This is a genomic window from Salinimicrobium tongyeongense (genome assembly GCF_026109735.1).
Classification (GTDB): Bacteria; Bacteroidota; Bacteroidia; order Flavobacteriales; family Flavobacteriaceae; genus Salinimicrobium; species Salinimicrobium tongyeongense.
This window is the reverse complement of record NZ_CP069620.1, coordinates 2422108-2437469: the sequence shown is the minus strand read 5'-3', so window position 1 is coordinate 2437469 and position 15362 is coordinate 2422108. Positions and strand designations below refer to the sequence as shown.

The following is a 15362-nucleotide window of genomic DNA, read 5'->3' as shown; positions in this document are numbered from 1 at the left end:
AATCTGATGAAGGTCGCCCCGGGCGGCCTTTTTCTTTTGGTATTTTTTTAACAGCTTATTCCCCGTCCATTTTATAGCTTGAAAGGAAAGAAAAAACTATGGGAGACAGCACGAGACACATCCTTTTCTTCTTACTTGCTTTAATCGTTATTTACTTTCTGGTACATTTTCTTCTGAAAAAACTCGGAAAGGATCCCGGAAATATTTTACCACATAATATTGCGAGTAGGTTAAAAGTGCCCATAATTGTACTTTTTATTGCAGTGGCAATCCAGGCGGGGCTCATTAACCGCGAAATCATCACCAATGAAAGCCAGGTAGACCTTTTTCAGCAAATAAGGTCTATACTGCTAATCTTCAGTTTTACCTGGTTTATTGTAGTTGCAATAAGAATAGCCAAAAACCAGTTTTTAAAGCAGTTTGATGTAAACACGGCAAACAACTTACGCGCCCGCAAATTCTATACACAATTTAATATCATTGAGAGGATTGCAATCTTTGTTGTTGTTCTTTTCGCCTTGGGAATAGCCTTAATGACTTTTGACGGGGTGGAAGAAATTGGGGTGAGCATTCTGACTTCGGCAGGAATTGCCGGAATTGTGCTGGGCCTTTCAGCTCAAAAAGTATTCGGAACCATTTTTGCAGGTATCCAGATCGCCATTGCGCAACCCATACGAATAGATGATGTGGTTATTGTTGAAGGGGAATGGGGGCGCATTGAAGAAATAAAGCTCACTTACGTGGTGGTAAAGATTTGGGATAAAAGGCGGCTGGTACTGCCTACCACCTATTTTATTGAACAACCTTTCCAGAACTGGACCCGAAATTCTTCAGACATCCTGGGAACGGTCTATATCTATACCGACTTCTACCTGCCCATTGACAAGCTGAGAGAAGAACTCACCCGTTTACTGAACTCCACCGAATTGTGGGACCGGAAAGTCAACGTCATACAGGTGACCAATGTCACCGAAAAAACCATGGAGCTACGGGCCTTAATGAGTGCCAAAGATGCTTCTACTGCCTGGGACCTACGGGTATTTGTCAGGGAAAATCTCCTCAGGTTTATCAGGGAAAATTACCCCGACAGTCTACCGCGTACACGTCTCGAGATCAAAGAAAAGCTTCCTCGTCAAGAAGGGCCTTCAGGTTCGCTTCCGAAGTGATATTTTGGGAAAAATTCATTGCCGTTTCAATGAGCGCCAAATGGGAATAGGCCTGCGGGAAATTCCCTAAAAGACGTTTGGTTTTAAAGTCAAGGTCTTCACTGAACAACCCGAGGTGGTTGCTGTAAGACAGCAATTGGTCAAACATCTTCATTGCCTTCTCCTTTTCTCCAATTTTGTATAGGCTGTTTATAAACCAGAAAGTACAAATGGTAAAAGACGAAGAAGGAGTCCCAAAATCATCTTTATTTTTATACCTGAATAACAACCCGTTATAGCTGAGTTCTCTCTCTGTGGCCTTTACGGTGCTTATATACCGCGGGTCTTTAGCTTTTATAAAACCGTAATCTTCCATTAACAAGGTAGAAGCATCAAGGTCTTTGGAGCCGTATGACTGCGTGTAGGCCTGCACCTCTTCATTCCAGCCACGATGATATATATCGTCATAGATCTCCTGTCTCAGGTGCTTCCATTTTTCATCATTGATCCCGTTTCTAAGAATCTCCCCAATCTTCACGGCACGGTCTACTGCTACCCAGCACAGCAATTTTGAAAAGGTAAAATGCCGCTCTTCGGTCCTAAATTCCCAGATACCCTTGTCGGGTTGTTTCCAGTGCTCCTCCACAATCCGCACAATACCTCTCACGATGGTCCACAGCTCTTCGCTGTTCTCAAGGCTGGTCTCAAATCTCAGGAATTGCTGGTAGATCACTTCCATCAAAATTCCGTAGATGTCGTTTTGCTTCTGAATGTAGGCGGCATTGCCAATTCTCACGGGCTTTGACCCTTCGTACCCATCAAGGTGCGTGAGTATATGTTCTGTCAGCTCCTTTTCGCCATTGATGCCGTACATAATTTGCAGCTTTTCATTCTTATTGGGAATGAGGTCTATGATAAACTGCAGAAAATGCTCTGCCGATTCCCGGTGGCCAAGGCTGCTCATCACTTTTATGACCATTGAGGCATCGCGAATCCAGCAGAAACGGTAATCCCAGTTGCGCACTTCGCCAATGGTTTCGGGCAAAGAAGTGGTCACAGCGGCAAGCACAGCGCCGGTTTTTTGATAGCTCATAGCCTTTAAGACAAGCGCACTGCGATTTATGGCTTCGTTGTAGTGAGGGAATTTGGTAGTAGACTCGCTCCAGTTCATCCAGTAGGTCTTGGTACGCTGAAGTTTCAAATAAGTCCTTTCCAGGTTCTGTTCCCTCAGTTTTTCGTGATATCCCAGCAGGAAATAAGCATTGTCTTCAAGCGTAATTTCCTCGGCATGCAACACCTTATCAAGGTCGAGACTGGTGTAGAGATAAAGGGAGTCGTAAGTGCCTTTTTTGGTAAAGCTCTTCAGGTAATAAGGATGGTTCTCGGTGAAGGTCTCCTCCCGGGCATAATCAAGCCTGGGCTGGTAATGCACTTTCAGCTTAGGTTTTCCCTTGAGAAGATGAACATACCTCACCACATCTGGTGGCGTGTAAAAATCTCCGTCGTCTTCCCTGTACCGTGGCATAAAATCGATCACCTCAAAAGCTGCAGCTTCCGAAGTAAAAGAGGTACATAAAATATTGGTTTTCCGAAGGTATTTTTGAGTGATGGTATAATCGGGGGACACTTCAAAAGAGAAATGGCCTCCCTTGTTCTTATCAAGCAGCTTTGCAAAGACCGAAGCCGAATTAAAATTGGGCAAACAACACCATTCCAGCGAACCCGATTTAGATATTAACGCAGCACTCTTACAATTACCTATCAATCCATAATCCAGTGTATCCATTTAGTCTTAAAGTTCTTTTAAAAAGGTAGGGCACTTATTTTAAATTTCGGAAATTTAAGCAAAATGAATAAGATAGAACCCGCTTAAAATTTACTATGGGCAAAACAATAATTATCTCTAATCGCCTACCCTTACAAATAAATATTACCGAAGATGAAAAATTAGAAGTTACACCCAGCGTTGGGGGGCTTGCTACCGGACTCAAAAGTTTTCACCAGGAGGGAGACAGCATATGGATTGGATGGACAGGCCTGGCTGCGGAAGATATTCCCGAAGGTCTTGAAGAACAAGTCAAATCTGAAGCCAGGAAACAAGCCTGTGTGCCTGTTTCTTTGACTACTGAAGAAATTGAGAAATTCTACTACGGTTTTAGTAACCGCACCATCTGGCCGCTATTCCACTATTTTATGGAATATACCGAATTTCAGCCCGATCACTGGGAGGCTTACAAACAAGTAAATGAAAAATATGCCGAAGCTGTAGTTGAACGTCTCGACGACGACGATGTGGTTTGGGTGCATGATTACCAGCTCTTGTTACTGCCCGAATACATCAGGAAGAAAAACCCCAAAGTAACCATAGGCTTCTTTAACCATATCCCTTTCCCTTCTTCGGAAGTGTTCCGCACCCTGCCCTGGAGGGAAGAAGTGCTGAAAGGAATGCTGGGCGCCGATCTTATAGGTTTTCATACCTACGATTACGAAAGGCACTTTTTGCGCTCTGTAAACCGGATACTTCGGTATGACATCAACTTTAACAGCGTGAATATAGGAAGCCGCATTGTGCGTTCCGATTCTTTTCCCATGGGAATTGATTATAAGAAATTCCGCACCGCAGCAAAAGAACATTTCAACCAGCCCCGCAGCGAGAATTCCGATATTCAGAAGAAACTCGATTACCACAAATATGTTACCCGCAATACCAAGCTCATCCTCTCTATAGACCGGCTCGATTACACCAAGGGAATAGCGAACAGGATACGGGCTTTTGGCTACTTCCTGGAAAAATACCCCGAGTACCAGGAAAAAGTACGGCTTATCATGCTGGCGGTACCTTCGCGCACCAATGTTCCGCAGTACCAGCTCCTAAAGAGGGAGATCGACGAACTGGTGGGGCGCATCAACGGCAGGTTTGCCACCATAAACTGGACGCCAATCTGGTATTTTTACCGCTCCATGCCTTTTGAAAATCTTATAGACCTCTATACCTCAAGTGATGTTGCGCTCATCACCCCTACCCGTGATGGTATGAACCTGGTCGCAAAAGAATATATCGCCACCAGGACAGACCAGACCGGGGTGCTAATTCTGAGTGAAATGGCCGGGGCAGCGCATGAACTCAATGAGGCACTTATCATCAACCCGAATAATTTTGAGCAGATTGTAGACACCATGAAAATGGCTCTCGAAATGCCCGAAGAAGAGCAGGTGCGCCGCAATAAGATCCTTCAGAAGAGGCTCAAGAGATATAACGTAGAAAAATGGGCCAAAGATTTTATGAAAAGCCTGAAAGAAACCAGAAGTTCCAGAAAAGCATTTAAGGCAATACAGCTTTCAGAGAACGTGAAAAAAGACCTTTTTGACAAGTATAGTGCAGCCCAGCGCCGCATTTTGTTCCTCGATTATGACGGAACTCTTCGGAAGTTTGTCGATAAACCCGAAGAAGCCATGCCCGATCCTGAGCTACTCGAATTGATCACCCGTTTGGGAGAACAAAAAAATACCCGGGTAGTCCTCATAAGCGGAAGGGACAAGGAAACCCTTGGAACCTGGTGGAAAAACGTGCCCATAGAATTAATTTCTGAACACGGCGTGTGGAACCGGCCTGTCAACGAAAAGTGGCAGCTCACCGAAAACCTCAACAACAACTGGATGGCTTCTGTACGGCCGGTGCTTGAAACTTATGTAGACCGCACTCCCGGCACCTTTATAGAAGAGAAGAATTTCTCCCTGGCCTGGCACTACCGCAAAGCAAACCCCGAACTGGGAGAAGTGAGGGCAAACGAACTTTCAGCAGTACTAAAAGACATGATCGCCAATCACGGCCTCACCGTATTGCAGGGAAACAAAGTGCTCGAAATTAAGAACAGTGGCGTCAACAAAGGCAAGGCAGCCAATAAACTGCTGGTAGAAAAATACGATTTCATATTTGCCATAGGAGACGACTGGACAGACGAGTACCTGTTCACCGAACTCCCCGATCAAACGGTAAGCGTAAAAGTGGGACGCAACAAGACTGAAGCCAAATACTACATAGAAGATGTAGATGAAGTACGGGAACTGCTTGAGCAGTTTGTAAGCCTTACCCGCTAAATAACGGCAAAATTGTTAATAATCAGTAAAAATTAATATTTAATTTAAATCAACCTTAACTGTCCTAATCGCTGCAAATCACCTTTATAGACTATCTTAGTAGTTCGATAAAATAACCATTATCAATTAGAAAAATCTCAACATGAAAACAGGAAAAATTTTAGCAGGCATACTTTCAGGGGCCGCTGTTGGCGCCATTGCAGGTTTACTATTTGCACCAAAAAAGGGATCTGAGACCCGTAAAAATATTGCCGATAAAGGCAACGAATATCTTTATGGGGCCAAGAACAAATACAATGACCTCAGCGATAACCTCTCGCACCGGTATGATTCCGTAAAATCAAAAATTAAAGGAAAATCTAAAAAGCTGGAAACAGAAATGAATGGGGATGATAAGATCATCTACTAGATTTTTCCTGAAATAATCCAGAGGCTGCTTTAAAAGCTTAAATATTTAAATATTATATGAAGATTTTTTATGGTGTTCTATACTGCTGCTTATCAGAAATAGGATACCAACAACTTCAGAATAATGTAAAAGAGGCTCTTAGAACAGCCTCTTTTTTTTTGCCCTATTTTTACTATTTTGCCTTTTCAGAAATTAAAAGAGAATTATGCTCAAAAAAGCCATTTTTGCCACCTTACTATTTTGCGGACTATCTTCTTATGCCCAGAAAGCAGCCCCGCCACAGGTAGATATGCGTATCTACGACATCATAGAAGAAGTCTCGGCTGATGAAATCGAAGCCGATATAAGGCGCCTTGCAGGCTTTGGCACCAGGAACACCTTTAGCGACACCGTTTCTAATACCCGCGGAATAGGTGCTGCCCGCCGGTTTATAAAAGCCGATTTTGAAGAAATTTCAAACCACTGCAACGGGTGTCTGGAGGTTTTTTACCAGAAAGACTTCGTCACCAAAGAAGGAAACAACCGCGTTCCAAAAGATGCTTGGGTGGTAAACGTTGGAGCGGTGCAAAAAGGCACAAAATATCCCAACCGCTACATCATAATGAGTGGCGATATAGATTCCCGCGCCAGCAATACCATGGATTTTACCACAGATGCTCCCGGGGCTAACGACAATGCCAGCGGAATGGCAGGCGTTATGGAAGCCGCAAGGGTGCTTTCAAAATACAGTTTTGAGAACAGCATTATCTACTTAGGCCTGTCGGGTGAAGAACAGGGGCTTTTTGGAGGCCAGGGCTTTGCCAAAATGGCAAAAGACAAAGGCTGGGAAATTATTGGGGTGCTCAATAATGACATGATTGGCAACATAGAAGGCGTAGATGGTGTAATTGACAACCGCACTTTCAGGATCTTTTCTGAACCCGTGCCTCCTACCGAAACTGAACGCGAGAGAACCATGAGGAGGTTCTATGGCGGCGAAGTAGACGGAATTTCCCGACAACTTGCACGATATGTACACCGCACCACCGAAACCTATATGCCCGAAATGAATCCCATGATGGTCTACAGGCTGGATAGGTTTGGCCGTGGCGGGCACCACCGCCCTTTCAACGACCTTGGTTTTCCAGGGATCAGGATTATGGAAGCCCACGAGAATTACACGCAGCAACATCAGGATATACGTACAGAAAACGGCATTGAATACGGCGATGTTATTGAACACGTGAACTTTGATTATGCTGCAAAACTCACAGCTGTAAATGCAATAAGCATGGCCAGCCTCGCCTGGGCGCCTCCTGCGCCAAAAGAGGTTGCCATTGGGGGTATCGTTGAGCCTTCAGCAAAATTAAAATGGGAAAAAGTAGCGGGAGACAATGTTGCCGGTTACAAAGTTTACTGGAGAGACACTACTGCCCCACAGTGGCAACATTCAAGGTTTGTTGGCGATGTAGATAATTTTACACTGGAAGGTATTGTGATTGACAACTTTTTCTTTGGCGTCTCAAGCGTGGGAAAGAACGGCAATGAAAGCGTGGTGGTATTTCCATCGGCCACATTTTAAAAAATTACCTCTCCAAAATGTCATTTTTGAATAGGGATCACACGATCCCTATTTTTTTTGAATGCGCAATGGCTTTACCGCTATCGGTAAAATAGCAGGTAGCCACTCCCAGATCTTCAATATTCTCCAGCACCTCCTTAACCTTCGATTTTTGTCTTTTTGAAGTTTGCCGGATATAAATTGCCCTAATGTTCATGGGAAACATTTTTGTGACCCGCTCGTAGAGATGAGGATCCTGCTGTGAATCATCTCCCATAAGCACATACTGAAGCTGAGGATAAAAGGAAATGATGTCTTTTATCTTGATAAATTTGTGGTCATGCCCGCCCCTGCCGGTAAACAAAAAATCCCCAAGACCGGTTTTGATGCTTTTGAGCTTGATAACGGCTTTTGGCAGGCCGTGTTTTCGGGCAAACTGCAAAATGAATTCGTAGAGGTTCCATTCACTGCTTGAAACATAAAAGAACGAGTTGAACTGCCCTTCCTCCTGCCCTGCACGGCTCAAAGCCCGGTAATGTGGCACCACATCATCAAAAACCTCCCTGTTGTCAATATTCTGGGTAAGGATAACGTAGAGTTTCTTGAAAAAATTCTGGGTATGGGAAATTAGAAAAGTATCGTCAATATCTGATATAATTCCCAGTTTACTTTTGAAAGGCTTCAGCAGTTCGCCCCGCTCAACCACTCCTTTTTCTCCTATTTTACAGGAAACGGAATACTCATGCCAGCCGCTGTCTAAAAATCTGTTATACGGAAGGTTAAACCTGAAGTAACCGTCATCTGTAGTTTTGGTAACAACTTCCAGCTCCTTAAAATTCAGCTGCACAGTGGCATTTTTGATGGGGCTGATGGTGAACATTTTATAGACAGATTTTGCATGCCTGTAGCCCCGGCGGTCTATTTCATATTTATCTGGTGCCCAAGATTTGAATACATGCCCAAATACCACCAGTTCCTGATCATTAACATAGCCGCGATAGAGCTTAATGTCCAATTTCATATTAGTTTATTTTTAACTGCCTTTCCTTCCCAAATTAGTTATTTTTGAGCACAAGCTCAATAGAATGGCCGATTTTAGCAGGGTTTTAATGGTTGTCAATCCTATCTCGGGAGGTAAGGATAAATCTGACATTATTGAAGAAGTAGAAAAGCAGGTGTCGGAGAGAAATCTTGAACTCGAAATTTATTATACCTCCGGAAAAGGGGATAAAGAAGCCTTGTTTTCGATCATTGAAGATTACGACCCCCAGCGCATTCTTTCTGTAGGCGGCGACGGCACCATCAAATTAATTGCTGAACTTCTCACCGACGATTCCATTCCCATAGGGATCTTCCCTGCCGGTTCGGCTAACGGACTTGCCGAGAACCTCAACCTTGACGGGAATAATGCTGAATTAACCCGCATTGCCCTGGGAAATAAGTTCAGGTTAATAGACGCGATCCTCATCAATGATGAACTATGCCTACATATTAGTGACATTGGCCTCAACGCAGCTTTAATTAAGAACTATCAGGAAGGAAACATCCGCGGAAAACTTGGCTACCTCATTCAGTCTATTCCTACTCTTATAAAAAGTGATTTCCCATTTCAATTTAAAATAGAGGTTGACGGCAAGGAGATTTCCCGAAAAGCGGTGCTTATCGCTGTGGCTAATGCCAAAAAATACGGCACCGGATCAAAGATTAATCCGAATGGCAGGTATGATGACGGCAAGTTTGAAATTCTGATCTTTAAGGAATTCAATATTCCCCAAATTCTACAAACCTTCAGGGAGCACGTAAATTTAGATGAAGATTTCCTCGAGATCATTTCGGCAGTAGAGGCCAAAATCTTTAGCCAAAAAAATATTCCTTTCCAAATTGACGGCGAGTACAGGGGCGATATAAAAGAAGTAACTGCCCGCATCTCCCCCGTAAAAATAAAAATTGCGGTTCCCTAAAAATAATTCTACCTATCTTCTTCTACACTGGCATTATTGCAATTAATTAAGCGTTTTAATGCTTAATTAACAATACTTTAGGCTGCTATTAATTAAAATGGCTTTCAAAATCAGTAATTTAGATATCAATCTAACTAATTAAAAAAAGAAGAATTATGGCAGAGATCAAGATCGAAAAGAAAAAACCAATTTGGCCGTGGATCATCCTGGTTCTGGTCATTCTGGCAATATTATACTTTTTAGTATTTGCCGATGATGACAATGATGCCGATGATCTACAAACCGATCAGGTAGAAGAAACCACCTGGGATGAAGACCAGGACACCTGGGATGAACAAACAGATACTACCGGATGGGACAACGCCCAAGACACACTGTCTGCAACAGGACAGGGAGTATCGGGTTACCTGGCCTACATCGCAGATGAGTCTAAAATGGGTATTGACCATGAGTATACCAATAATGCCATCATTGAGCTTATGAATGCCGTGCAGGCAAAAGCCGATGAGATGAATTATGACATTAGTGCCGATATGCAGTCGGTAAGACAGGATGCACAGCAAATACAGCAGGATCCCAGCGCGTTGACACACGCAAATAAAATTAAAGACGCCGGGATTAAACTGGCAAATATTTTAGAAAAAATGCAACAGGAGCAGTTTCCTAACCTGTCTGAAGATGTAAATGAATTGAAAACTGCAGCCCAGGACATTAACCCTTCCACTCAAACTCTTGAACAAAAAGATCAGATCAAAGAGTATTTTGAGGAGGCCGGGGATGTTTTAAGAAAAATGAGCTAAACCAAATAAAAGAGAGATTATGACAGATAGAAAAGACAATAGAAAGCACTTATATTACCTCAACGAACTTTCGGACTTTAAAGTTGACAGCGATGACCCAGATGTGAGGGGATGGCCCGTGAAAGACGTTGATAACAGAGTGGTAGGAAAAGTAGACAACCTCCTGGTGAGCAAAGAAAAAAAGAGAGTGGTTTATTTAGACATTGAAGTAGATAAATCCATTATCGATGCCAACCACGATCCCTACGGGAAACCGGCATCGGGCAATGTTCACGAATTCATCAACCGGGAAGGTGAGAACCACCTCATCCTGCCTATAGGGATGGCAAGGTTAAACGTGGATGACAAATTTGTGTACACCAACAAAATTGACCACCGCACTTTTGCTGAAACCAAAAGATATGAAAAAGGTTATGACATTGACCGCGACTATGAAGTAGTTGTGCTGGAATCATACAACCGCGATTTCGACGATACAAACAGTCGGGATTTTGACAGCAACAGCCAAAATAATCTGGATGAAGAAAGAAGGAGGATGAGAGAAGCAGATCGCGATAAAAATCAGGACGCAGAAGGTAAGATAGCCGGTAGAAGCGGCACGCTTGCCGATGACGACCGAAGGACTGTAGATCGCGACCGGGATGCCTTAACCGGAAATGAAACCGGAAAATACTCCGATCGCCGCTCTGGCGGAACAATCCCTGAAGACGATTCTTTCTATGACAGGGGAGAATTTGACCAAACCAAGTATCGCAGATAACAAACCGCATCTGTAAATAGACCAGAGGCTTTTAAAAAGTTGAAAGTATTCCATATTTTGAAAATTCTTGAGAAACCTTCACGGGATCTCCGGTGTAAAATGGAATCTTAACACGCTTTTTAAAAGCCTTTTTTAATTTCTTTTTAGCCCATGAACTACAAAAAAATAACATTTCCCAATGCCGATGGCCTCGAACTTTCAGGTTATCTCGAACTGCCTTTAAACACGCATCCCCACAGCTATGTGCTTTTTGCCCACTGCTTTACCTGCAACAAGAATTTTTTCGCGGTGAAGAACATTGCAAGAGCCTTATCGGCTAAAGGTTACGGGGTACTGCGTTTCGATTTTTCGGGACTGGGCGACAGTGATGGGGAATTTGCCGATACCACTTTTTCGGGAAATGTAGAAGACCTGCTTGCGGCTGCCGAATTTCTTGCTGAAGAATATGCTGCTCCCGAAATGCTCATAGGCCACTCTCTTGGCGGGGCAGCCACCATCTTTGCCGCCAACAAGCTGCCTTCAGTAAAAAGCGTGGTCACTATTGGCGCTCCCTCTTCTCCCGTGCATGTTAAACATTTGCTGAAATCCAATCTCGAAGAGATAGAGAAAAACGGTGTGGCCGAAGTTAACGTGGGCGGCAGGAACTTTAGCATTAAAAAAGATTTTCTTGAAGACATCAATACTCACGACCTCAGCCTTTTTGCACGAGATCTCAAAAAGGGCTTTTTGATCATGCATTCTCCACAAGATGCAGTGGTGAACATAAGCAATGCCGAAACCCTGTACAAAAGCGTAAAACATCCAAAAAGCTTTGTATCTCTAGATGGGGCCGATCACTTGCTTACCAACAATGAAGATTCCAAATATGCAGGGAGCGTAATTGCCGCCTGGGCTTCGCGCTACCTCGAAATTCCCGAAGATAAAGTGCTCCAAACCAGTCACCAGGTGGTAGCCAACCTTGGCAATGATGGTTTTACCACACAAATGCGGGCAGGCAGGCACTATTTTATTGCCGACGAACCTAAATCTTTTGGAGGGGAAGACTTTGGGCCTTCCCCATACGAACTGCTTTCAGCCGGTCTCGCTTCCTGCACTTCCATGACGATTCAAATGTACGCCAGGCGCAAAAAATGGCCTTTACTGAATGTGGAAACCCATGTAGACCATAAAAAAAGCCATGCTGAAGACTGCGGGAACTGTGAAAGAAACACCGCTAAAATTGACATTTTTGAGAGGGAAATTGTGCTTGAAGGAAAGCTTGACGAGCAACAACAAGAAAAATTACTCGAAATTGCCGATAAATGCCCGGTACACCGAACGCTTTCCAACAAAGTTACCATTACCACCCACCTCAGGAAGAAATAGTCGACGTAAACACCAATTTTCGGCTTTGGCAACAGGTAATTTCAGTATTATCTAAAAAAGAAGGTTATAAGAGGATTTTCAGGTTAATTCAGCAAAGAAAGCTTAAGCTTCCGAAGCATTTTTTCTGAATTTCATTGTTAAGCTCTCCTTAAATTTTTGGCTACCAAAATGCCATATTCTAATTTAGTCGATTGTTACTAATTTAAACTAACTAATATGAAACGTATAGGAATATCCGCAGTTTTGGCAGCAGCCTTAGTATTCACCAGTTGCAAAAACGAAAACCAAACCGCTGACGAACGTGTAGACGAACATACCAACCTCACCCAGCAGGAAGAGGAAGCTGGCCCGGGAGATACTTATGTTCAGGATGAACTAACCATACAAGTAGAGCCAAGAAGTGGCAGCAATGTTTCAGGAACCATCACTTTTGTTCAGGAAAACGATGAGGTAACCATGACCGCCGAACTTACCGGCCTTGAAGAAGGCATGCACGCCATTCACCTTCATGAAAACGCCGATTGTTCTGCTGAAGACGGTACCTCTGCCGGAGGACACTGGAACCCCACTTTTGAAGACCATGGGGAATGGGGTGACGAAAACGGATACCACCGCGGTGACATTGGTAATTTTGATGTTAATGCCAACGGCGAAGGTAGTGTGACCTTCACTACAGATGAATGGTGTATTGGATGTGAAGATGAGAAAAAGAACATTCTAAACAAAGCTGTTATTGTACATGCGGGAGTAGATGATTATACTTCCCAGCCTAGCGGAAATGCAGGTACCAGAATTGGTTGTGCAGAGATAAAGATGTAGGTACATCTATTGCTATCAATAAAAAAAGAGGCTGCCCTATAGCATTTAGGCAGCCTCTTTGCAATTAAATCAACACTAAAACTAACCTAGTTTTTAAGATCAAACCTGTCAAGGCTCATCACCTTGTCCCAGGCTTTTACAAAGTCTTTCACGAATTTTTCTTTAAAGTCGCTCTGTGCATAAACTTCGGCAAGGGCGCGGAGTTCAGAGTTAGATCCAAAGATAAGGTCTACACGGGTTCCGGTCCATTTTACTTCCTGAGTCTTGCGGTCACGTCCTTCAAAAACTTTTTGAGAATCATCTTTGGCTGCCCAGGTAGTGGTCATGTCAAGCAAATTCACAAAGAAGTCGTTAGTAAGCTGTCCGGGACGCTTGGTAAATACGCCGTGCTGTGACCCGTCATAATTAGCTCCCAGCACTCGCATTCCTCCTACCAGCACGGTCATTTCTGGCGGAGTAAGAGAAAGCAACTGTGCCTTATCAACCAGCATTTCTTCAGCCGAAGTTGAAATATATTCGCTTTGCTTCACGTAGTTTCTGAAACCGTCTGCTCTTGGCTCCAGTGGTTCAAAAGCTTCAGCATCTGTCTGCTCTTCTGTAGCATCGGTTCTTCCGGGCGCAAATGGAACCCCAATTTCATAACCTGCGTCTTTGGCTGCCTTCTTCACCGCAAGGTTTCCGGCAAGCACAATAAGATCGGCTAAAGACACTTTTTTGTTACCTTTTTGTGCCTGATTGAATTCCTGCTGAATCTCTTCAAGCTTGTTCAAAACCTTTTGTAATTGCGGCGGATTGTTTACTTCCCAGTGTCTTTGGGGCTCAAGGCGCACGCGGGCCCCATTGGCTCCTCCCCGCTTATCTGAATTCCTGAAAGTAGAAGCCGATGCCCAGGCAGTGGTAACCATTTGAGAAACAGTTAAACCTGAAGCAAAGATTTTCTTCTCCAGTGCTGCAATATCGTCACGGTCTATTAAATCGTGATCTACTTTTGGAAGGGGATCCTGCCAAAGTAATTCTTCAGAAGGTACTTCGGGCCCCAGGTATCTTGAAATAGGCCCCATATCACGGTGCGTCAACTTATACCAGGCCCTGGCGAAAGCATCTGCAAATTCTTCGGGGTTTTCGTGGAAATGTTTTGAGATTTTATAGTACTCCGGGTCTTCCCTTAAAGCTATGTCTGAAGTTAACATAAAAGGGGCGTGCTTCTTATCGGGGTCGTGAGCATCGGGGATGACACCTTCTCCAGCCCCGTCTTTTGGTCTCCACTGCCATGCGCCTCCGGGGCCTTTATAGCATTCCCATTCATAGCCAAAAAGGTTGTCAAAGAAGTAATTGCTCCACCTGGTAGGCGTTTGTGACCAGGCACCTTCAAGTCCACTTGTAATGGTGCTTCCGGCGTTTCCTGTTCCAAATTTGTTCTTCCAGCCCAATCCCATTTCCGTGATATCGGCACCAGCAGGTTCTGCCCCCACGTGCTCCACAGGATCGGCTGCCCCGTGTGTTTTTCCGAAGGTGTGGCCCCCGGCGATCAATGCTACGGTCTCATAATCGTTCATAGCCATTCGGCCAAAGGTCTCGCGAATATCCTGCGCAGAACCCAGCGGATCTGGATTTCCGTTTGGCCCCTCGGGGTTCACGTAAATAAGGCCCATGTGAGATGCTGCAAGAGGTTGCTCCAATTTGTTGTCTCGGGCATAACGCTCTTTATTACCTACCCATTCTCCTTCAGAACCCCAGTAAATATCTTCTTCAGATTCCCAGATGTCTTCACGGCCACCGGCAAAGCCAAAAGGCTTTAAGCCCATAGATTCGAGGGCCACGTTTCCGGTAAGTATCATAAGATCGGCCCAGGAGATCTTTCTTCCGTATTTTTGTTTTATTGGCCATAGTAAAAGTCGGGCCTTATCGAGGTTGGCGTTATCGGGCCAGCTGTTAAGAGGTGCAAATCTTTGGGAACCTGAACTTGCTCCTCCCCGCCCGTCACTAATTCTATAAGTACCTGCACTGTGCCAGGCCATGCGTATAAACAATCCGCCGTAGTGCCCAAAATCGGCTGGCCACCAGTCCTGCGAATCGGTCATGAGTTCATGAAGGTCTTTTTTTACTGCCTCCAGGTCAAGGCTTTTAAATTCTTCAGCATAGTCAAAATCCTCATCCATAGGATCGGAAAGATTGGAGTGCTGTCTTAATATATGTAGGTTTAACATATTTGGCCACCAGTCGCGGTTTGAAGTACCGCTTCCGGCAGTTTTGTCTACCGCCCCCCCAAGGAAAGGACATCTGCTGGATTCGTTCACTTCCCAGGCTTTGTGAGTACCCGGTGAATTACGGTGTTCGTTCTGTGCCATATTGATAATTTTTTAGTTAATATCTGAACATAAAAATACAATAATTTGAACTTATACCTTTCATAAAACCATTGGAAAAATTGATTGTTTATCAGAAAAAAATCGATAATGGTTCAA

At 44.1% G+C, this 15362-nt stretch carries 12 protein-coding genes; 9 read left to right on the top strand and 3 right to left on the bottom strand.

Annotated features, from left to right (window positions below; genetic code table 11):
- Positions 1-98 precede the first annotated feature (98 nt).
- Positions 99-1166 carry a mechanosensitive ion channel family protein gene (locus JRG66_RS10875; RefSeq protein ID WP_265162793.1) on the top strand — a complete coding sequence of 356 codons (1068 nt, stop codon included), beginning with the start codon at positions 99-101 and terminating at the stop codon, positions 1164-1166.
- On the opposite strand, the gene JRG66_RS10870 is transcribed toward JRG66_RS10875, so the two are convergent.
- Entirely contained in the window at positions 1114-2931 is a 1818-nt protein-coding gene (locus JRG66_RS10870; protein WP_265162792.1) for a glycoside hydrolase family 15 protein, read from the bottom strand. The two genes, JRG66_RS10875 and JRG66_RS10870, sit on opposite strands and share 53 nt — an antisense overlap.
- 95 nt (positions 2932-3026) lie before the next feature.
- On the opposite strand from JRG66_RS10870, the gene JRG66_RS10865 reads away from it, so the two are divergent.
- From JRG66_RS10865 to JRG66_RS10855, 3 genes are all read left to right on the top strand, one after another.
- Positions 3027-5243, top strand: a complete 2217-nt coding sequence (locus tag JRG66_RS10865; protein ID WP_265162791.1) for a bifunctional alpha,alpha-trehalose-phosphate synthase (UDP-forming)/trehalose-phosphatase — start codon at positions 3027-3029, stop codon at positions 5241-5243.
- 142 nt (positions 5244-5385) lie between these two features.
- Positions 5386-5652, top strand: a complete 267-nt coding sequence (locus tag JRG66_RS10860) for a YtxH domain-containing protein (RefSeq protein WP_265162790.1) — start codon at positions 5386-5388, stop codon at positions 5650-5652.
- Positions 5653-5857: 205 nt separating this feature from the next.
- A complete protein-coding gene (locus JRG66_RS10855) occupies positions 5858-7213 on the top strand; it encodes a M28 family peptidase (protein WP_371875309.1) in 1356 nt (451 codons plus the stop codon).
- 37 nt (positions 7214-7250) lie between these two features.
- Here JRG66_RS10855 and JRG66_RS10850 read toward each other — a convergent pair whose 3' ends face one another.
- A complete protein-coding gene (locus JRG66_RS10850; RefSeq protein WP_265162789.1) occupies positions 7251-8213 on the bottom strand; it encodes an App1 family protein phosphatidate phosphatase in 963 nt (320 codons plus the stop codon).
- A 64-nt stretch (positions 8214-8277) separates the two neighbouring features.
- Here JRG66_RS10850 and JRG66_RS10845 point away from each other — a divergent pair, with 64 nt between their 5' ends.
- From JRG66_RS10845 to JRG66_RS10825, 5 genes are all read left to right on the top strand, one after another.
- On the top strand, positions 8278-9153 hold the full coding sequence (locus tag JRG66_RS10845) for a diacylglycerol/lipid kinase family protein (protein WP_265162788.1): 876 nt from the start codon (positions 8278-8280) through the stop codon (positions 9151-9153).
- 155 nt (positions 9154-9308) lie between these two features.
- Positions 9309-9953, top strand: coding sequence for a hypothetical protein (locus JRG66_RS10840; RefSeq protein ID WP_265162787.1), 645 nt, complete (start codon positions 9309-9311; stop codon positions 9951-9953).
- A gap of 19 nt (positions 9954-9972) precedes the next feature.
- Positions 9973-10713: a hypothetical protein gene (locus JRG66_RS10835; protein WP_265162786.1), complete on the top strand. Its 741-nt coding sequence runs from the start codon at positions 9973-9975 to the stop codon at positions 10711-10713.
- A gap of 150 nt (positions 10714-10863) precedes the next feature.
- The gene (locus tag JRG66_RS10830; RefSeq protein ID WP_265162785.1) at positions 10864-12078 is read left to right on the top strand and encodes a bifunctional alpha/beta hydrolase/OsmC family protein; all 1215 of its coding nucleotides are present in this window, start codon (positions 10864-10866) and stop codon (positions 12076-12078) included.
- A gap of 216 nt (positions 12079-12294) precedes the next feature.
- Entirely contained in the window at positions 12295-12897 is a 603-nt protein-coding gene (locus JRG66_RS10825) for a superoxide dismutase family protein (protein ID WP_265162784.1), read from the top strand.
- A gap of 86 nt (positions 12898-12983) precedes the next feature.
- Here JRG66_RS10825 and katG read toward each other — a convergent pair whose 3' ends face one another.
- The gene (katG, locus tag JRG66_RS10820) at positions 12984-15245 is read right to left on the bottom strand and encodes a catalase/peroxidase HPI (RefSeq protein ID WP_265162783.1); all 2262 of its coding nucleotides are present in this window, start codon (positions 15243-15245) and stop codon (positions 12984-12986) included.
- Between the last annotated feature and the right edge of the window lie 117 nt (positions 15246-15362).

What these genes read in the sequence shown, in the direction of transcription:
- JRG66_RS10875 (WP_265162793.1), top strand. Translation starts at nt 99, where the DNA reads ATGGGAGACAGCACGAGACACATCCTTTTCTTCTTACTTGCTTTAATC.
- JRG66_RS10870 (WP_265162792.1), bottom strand. Translation starts at nt 2,931, where the DNA reads ATGGATACACTGGATTATGGATTGATAGGTAATTGTAAGAGTGCTGCG.
- JRG66_RS10865 (WP_265162791.1), top strand. Translation starts at nt 3,027, where the DNA reads ATGGGCAAAACAATAATTATCTCTAATCGCCTACCCTTACAAATAAAT.
- JRG66_RS10860 (WP_265162790.1), top strand. Translation starts at nt 5,386, where the DNA reads ATGAAAACAGGAAAAATTTTAGCAGGCATACTTTCAGGGGCCGCTGTT.
- JRG66_RS10855 (WP_371875309.1), top strand. Translation starts at nt 5,858, where the DNA reads ATGCTCAAAAAAGCCATTTTTGCCACCTTACTATTTTGCGGACTATCT.
- JRG66_RS10850 (WP_265162789.1), bottom strand. Translation starts at nt 8,213, where the DNA reads ATGAAATTGGACATTAAGCTCTATCGCGGCTATGTTAATGATCAGGAA.
- JRG66_RS10845 (WP_265162788.1), top strand. Translation starts at nt 8,278, where the DNA reads ATGGCCGATTTTAGCAGGGTTTTAATGGTTGTCAATCCTATCTCGGGA.
- JRG66_RS10840 (WP_265162787.1), top strand. Translation starts at nt 9,309, where the DNA reads ATGGCAGAGATCAAGATCGAAAAGAAAAAACCAATTTGGCCGTGGATC.
- JRG66_RS10835 (WP_265162786.1), top strand. Translation starts at nt 9,973, where the DNA reads ATGACAGATAGAAAAGACAATAGAAAGCACTTATATTACCTCAACGAA.
- JRG66_RS10830 (WP_265162785.1), top strand. Translation starts at nt 10,864, where the DNA reads ATGAACTACAAAAAAATAACATTTCCCAATGCCGATGGCCTCGAACTT.
- JRG66_RS10825 (WP_265162784.1), top strand. Translation starts at nt 12,295, where the DNA reads ATGAAACGTATAGGAATATCCGCAGTTTTGGCAGCAGCCTTAGTATTC.
- katG (WP_265162783.1), bottom strand. Translation starts at nt 15,245, where the DNA reads ATGGCACAGAACGAACACCGTAATTCACCGGGTACTCACAAAGCCTGG.